General features: G+C 48.5%; 4 protein-coding genes. 2 read left to right on the top strand and 2 right to left on the bottom strand.

Annotated features, from left to right (window positions below; all coding sequences use genetic code 11):
• The first annotated feature begins 98 nt into the window (after positions 1–98).
• On the top strand, positions 99–1,025 hold the full coding sequence (locus C6W91_RS20800; RefSeq protein ID WP_370571562.1) for a hypothetical protein: 927 nt from the start codon (positions 99–101) through the stop codon (positions 1,023–1,025).
• An 18-nt stretch (positions 1,026–1,043) separates the two neighbouring features.
• Here the strand turns inward: C6W91_RS20800 and C6W91_RS20805 are convergent, their stop codons facing one another.
• Positions 1,044–1,466 (bottom strand): hypothetical protein, encoded by a 423-nt coding sequence (locus C6W91_RS20805; RefSeq protein ID WP_370571563.1) that lies wholly within the window; start codon positions 1,464–1,466, stop codon positions 1,044–1,046.
• A gap of 362 nt (positions 1,467–1,828) precedes the next feature.
• Here C6W91_RS20805 and C6W91_RS20810 point away from each other — a divergent pair, with 362 nt between their 5' ends.
• Positions 1,829–2,032, top strand: coding sequence for a hypothetical protein (locus C6W91_RS20810; protein WP_370571564.1), 204 nt, complete (start codon positions 1,829–1,831; stop codon positions 2,030–2,032).
• Positions 2,033–2,316: 284 nt separating this feature from the next.
• Here C6W91_RS20810 and C6W91_RS20815 read toward each other — a convergent pair whose 3' ends face one another.
• Entirely contained in the window at positions 2,317–2,958 is a 642-nt protein-coding gene (locus C6W91_RS20815; protein ID WP_370571565.1) for a recombinase family protein, read from the bottom strand.
• Between the last annotated feature and the right edge of the window lie 474 nt (positions 2,959–3,432).

The following is a 3,432-nucleotide window of genomic DNA, read 5'->3' on the forward strand; positions in this document are numbered from 1 at the left end:
AGGCCGCATAACCATGAAATCCGCAGCGTCGCCCGAAACGCTTTTCAACATCGATCGGGACATTCCCAGCAGAGATACCCCCTACTGATAAGCCGGGGTTGATTGCATCTAAAGATGTAGCTGGAACCAAATGGGATGCCAACAGAGGCAACTTTGATGCCACAAATATTCCACACATACATGCAGCACTAATCCTCCCATTCTGGGTTACGGATGCGGATACAGAGATTGCATTTATGCACTCGCTCAAGCGGGTTGTTCAGAAAGTTGATGGGATAAAGAGCTGCAATATTGGGGCCAGCAGTGGTTCTGTTCTGGTGGAAAGATTTACACCTAACAAACCTCTTTGGTGGCTGGTTGATTACAACACCAAAGCACGCCGTTTTTCTAAGGCATCAGATGAATTTGAACCACTTGTGTTCCCATATCACCTGCGATTGGAAAAATATGAAGTTTCAAAAGCAAGAACTGATTTTGAAAGAGAGCGGTTTCACCGAAAGCGGAACAATATTCTTGCTGGGCAGTTGCGTGCCTATAGAAACCTCACATACAATCCAAAGCTTTTTTACAAGAGCGAAATGTGTTGCGATTTCTCCACATCTCACAAGGCACTGCTGGCAAGCAATGTTTTAATGGAAACGGAGGATTACACGCCAAGTGAGCAAGAGCTGAACCGGATTGTAGAATGGCGTGGCAAATTTGATAACTCAAATTTTGGAACGGCGGTGGCTCTCTCAACAGCAAATACCTCGCCACCTCGGCCAGTTCTTGTTGCTCAAAAACCTCCATCCTGGGGTGTTTCACTTGATGGTTACGTGGATGAATCCGCGTGCAGGGTTGCTGTTGGCAAATCGGTTCTCCCTCCCACCGCTCAACAGCTACAAGTAATGCCACCTGATTTCGGGCATTATCCATCCGAGCACGCTTGGTTGAACTCGCAAGATTGCTTTCATCAGCGGCTTGGATTTTGGCGGCTGTATTTTGCCATCCGCCCGCTCGCAAGGTTTCAGGGTATTTATAGGTGATAGGTATATGAAAATTGATTATGATGCCTTTCGTGGCAAGCTTGAACCTATTCGGCGAGAACCCATCCCAAGCCGTTTGCACAAAAAAATGCGGCGGTTTTTCAGCAAGCAGCTGTTCCTGTGATGGTTCGCAGCCCATTGCCGGAACCGATAGCAGAAATCCGTGAATTTCTTACCAGTGTTGTTGGCATTCAAACCGATGAACAGCTGCGAGAATGGATACGTGGCCACCCGCTGTTTCAGGAAATAAAAGATGCCGAACACAGCAAGCTGCGTGGTGATGATGGCAGAAAACAGCCACCGAAGCAGGGCAGAAAACGCAACAAGCGACGTGGCAAAAATAAAAGATGAAAATTTGGGGTGGCTGGCTTGGCGTGATGCAGGCTGGCCATTTTGCCGTTCTCCTGCTGATGTGTTCGTTATCACACGTTCCGCTGCCATACCCATCCTGTGGTGCCTGATCGGCTATGGAGTACCAAACTCGGCAGCCTTGCGGCAAGAGGTTTTTCGGGGTGCATGTAAAGTTGTTACTTAATATATTTCTGATATTATTGAGAAAAATCGGCAGTTCCTCGTGCTGCCCCCCCCCCTGATCCGTACAAAGGCGATTTGCACTCCTCCCCCTCCTCGGAGGTTGCTGCGTACCATAGAAGCGGCCGCTGTTGCATATGAAGGCATACCACTGGACACACTTGTTGAAAATTTTTCGACCAACTGAACTTTGAGCTGGATCAAGGTCATTGGAGACCTAAAACTATACTAAAGGATATGTGTTTCTCTAAAAAGTAGGTAGGGGTGGCTGAATGACGGATCCCAATGTTCCAAACGAAAGAGACCTTGTTGAGAGCGTGGTAGGGAACCTGTTAGGTTTGTGGCGTTTTCTTACTGGAAATGATGCTGAGAATGATTTGGAAGCCGTTGATTTTATTGTTTTTTACTTTCTTCTCTGGATATTTGCACTCATCACAACAATGGTGGTTGGGGTGTGGTCGCTGGTGCCGAGTTAGCCCCATTGTTGCGTGATGATTTCCTGACTGCCGATACTCTCAGATATCGTGCCAGGCAGTGAGAAGCCCAAAGAAAACTTGCTCAGGTGGAGCACTTGATCAAATGACCTGTCAAAAGTTTCAAATACCATCAAAAGTTTGTTTGATCGGTGAGTTGAAAGCTGATTCTAATCTTTAACGCCTCGGGAGAATATTTCTACATAACAGGCCCTTACGAGTTACCGCCCGTGTTTGCCTTTTCCCGATCACTTTACCACGCCAGTTCCCGCACTGGCGTGGTTTTTTCATGCAGAATGCTCTTCCCACTTAGCCACCCGGGCATAGGCTTCCTCGGGGTTGGCACGAATACGAAGAACCGCTTGACGTGACAGCCCAGTGGCCCGAGCCGCATCGGTAGTGTTCATGCCTTCTGGCAGATTGATGACCTCTACAATGTGTTCGCGAGTGTAAGAGGGCTTCCGACCACGATACTTGCCCTTCTGATCCTTCGCGTGGGCGATCCCAGCCTTCTGAGCCTCTTTTGTGGCTTCTGCTTGGGCTTGAGCTGTAGCGGCAAGGAACGAGATCAAAGCATCCCGAACGGCCATCTGCATCGGATCGGTGGCTGCACCATCAAACACCATTCCGTTGATCACGGTTTTGATGATCACTCCCTTGGCCATAAAATGCCGGATCACTTCGGTGACATCGGTGTAGCTGCGACCCAGACGATCCACCCAACGGACCACCAGCACATCCCCAGACCGCAGTTTATCATACAGCCGCTTGCCCTCAGGACGCTCACAGAGCCGCGTGGAGACACCTGAAACACCGTGATCGGCCACCACTTCATCAATCACGAACCCTGCCGCTTCTGCCTGTGCCTTTTGATGCAGGAGAGTTTGATCAGTGGTGGAAACGCGGGCGTAGAGGATTGTGTGTGGCAAGTGAGGATTTCCTGTTCGTAAAGGTATTCCTCATATAAAATGTGTTCGCATAAATAATCCAGGGCTTACGGACACTTTTTCACTGGGCTTTGAGCATCGCCCTGTGCGTTCGTAAAGGTATGCCCTTGTGGGCACTTTAGCTGGTTGGATCGCCACGTTGGAGCCGAAGTGGGCACCAGGTGATTCTCTGTTTCGGTTCATTACTTTTAAAATAAATCAAGCGATTTCCTGATTTAATGTGAAAAAATCACTCAAAAACACAAGAAAAATTACCGTAAACCTCTGATTTCAAACAACTCTTCTCGTTACAAAACTTTCACAAACACCGTGCCTGGAAACCCTTTGACTGCAGCGGCGTAGATTTGCCAGAACATCGCCACCAACCCAGGTGAGCGAAATTCTGGAGTATTAGAGCGTGTCGCGTTTAATCGGTTTTGTATCCTGCGGCCTTGAAGAAGTTGTAGCATTCCTCGT

The organism is Phaeobacter sp. SYSU ZJ3003 (assembly GCF_041300735.1).
In the GTDB taxonomy this organism is placed as follows: domain Bacteria; phylum Pseudomonadota; class Alphaproteobacteria; order Rhodobacterales; family Rhodobacteraceae; genus Phycobacter; species Phycobacter gallaeciensis_A.